1 protein-coding gene is annotated in these 1,692 nt (G+C 67.6%); it reads left to right on the top strand.

The features are described 5' to 3' along the window. Window positions 1-150: 150 nt before the first annotated feature. Window positions 151-1,692, top strand: a 1,542-nt coding sequence (locus EN749_RS35260) for a heavy metal translocating P-type ATPase (protein WP_128364898.1), incomplete at its 3' end; no start/stop codon positions are given.

The following is a 1,692-nucleotide window of genomic DNA, read 5'->3' as shown; positions in this document are numbered from 1 at the left end:
CCTTGACCCCGGTTCGGCGCGAGAGATCACCGATCGAAAACATGAAATTTTCCTCTTGAAGCTCTAGTGACTAGAGCAATTACAGTGCTGGACATCAGGATTCAAGACCCATGCGGCGACGCCGCGCGGGCAAGGCAGACAGGTAATGTGATGACGGCACCCCTCAAGCTGGAAACAATCGGGCAGACACGGTTCAAGATCGGCGGCATGGACTGCGCCTCCTGCGCTGCCAAGATCGATACGGCTGTGCGTCGCCTCGACGGCGTCGCCGATGTCTCGGTTTCGGTGACCGGCGCCAGCATGACGGTCAGCCACGGCGGCGCGCTGCCGGAAGACAAGGTGCTGCGGCAGGTGGCGCGGCTCGGCTACGGCATCGTCAGGGCCGAGGCGCACGTATCGCCGATCTCAGACAGGGCGCACGCCGATCACGTCCCCAATGACCATGAAGGCCACGATCATGGCCACGCCGAGCCTGGGCAGGCGTGGTGGCGTTCCCGCCGGACGGTGTTGACGCTGGCCTGCGCGGCAGCGCTTCTCGCCGCCTATGGCATCGGCCATCTGTTCCCAGTGGCCGAGCGCTGGGTCTTCCTTGCCGCCCTGCTGGTCGGCCTGGTGCCGATCGCGCGGCGCGCGCTGATGGCGGCATTGGCCGGCACACCGTTTTCGATCGAGATGCTGATGACCATCGCGGCGATAGGCGCCGTGATGATAGGCGCCACGGAAGAGGCAGCCGCCGTGGTGGTGCTGTTCCTGATCGGCGAACTTCTGGAAGGTGTCGCAGCCGGCCGGGCGCGGGCGAGCATCCAGGGGCTTGCCGATCTGGTGCCGAAGACGGCACTGGTCGAGCGGGCGGGCGGCACATCGGAGATTCCCGCCGAAGATCTCGTGGTCGGCGACGTCATCTTGGTGCGGCCGGGCGACCGCATCCCGGCCGATGGCGAGATCATCGAGGGATCGAGCGATATCGACGAGGCGCCGGTGACCGGCGAGAGCACGCCAAAGCGCAAGGGTGTCGCTGACGCCGTCTTTGCCGGCACGATCAGCACCGACGGCGTGCTCAAGGTGCGGGTGACGGCGGCCGCGTCCGACAACACCATCGCCCGCATCGTGCGGCTGGTGGAGGAAGCGCAGGAGGCCAAGGCGCCGACCGAGCGCTTCATTGACCGCTTCTCGCGCACCTACACCCCGGCGGTGCTGGCGGTCGGCGCGCTGGTTGCGCTGTGGCCGCCACTGCTCATTGGCGGCGACTGGAACGAATGGATCTACAAGGGCCTGGCGATCCTGCTGATCGGTTGCCCCTGCGCGCTGGTCATCTCGACGCCGGCGGCGATAGCCGCTGGCCTTGCGACCGGCGCGCGGCGTGGCCTGTTGATGAAAGGTGGTGCGGTGCTGGAAGGGTTTCGCCGGATCACGGCGGTGGCCTTCGACAAGACCGGCACGCTGACCGCGGGCAGGCCCGTGGTGACCGACATCATGGCCTATGGCCGCGATGAACGCACCGTGCTGGCGCTGGCGGCAGCGCTTGAGCAGGGTTCCAGCCATCCGCTGGCCATGGCGATCCTCGACAGGGCCAAGGCTGATGGTGCGCCGGTGCCGCCGGCTCTGGCGGCGAAGGCGATCTCGGGCAAAGGTGTCGAGGGCAGCGTCGGTGGCGTCGCCGTCTTCCTCGGCTCCGGTCCAGCGGCGGGCGGA

This window comes from Mesorhizobium sp. M7A.F.Ca.ET.027.02.1.1 (assembly GCF_004022985.1).
Lineage (GTDB): Bacteria > Pseudomonadota > Alphaproteobacteria > Rhizobiales > Rhizobiaceae > Mesorhizobium.
The sequence above is the reverse complement of the archived record's forward strand: the minus strand, read 5'-3'. Positions and strand labels throughout refer to the sequence as shown.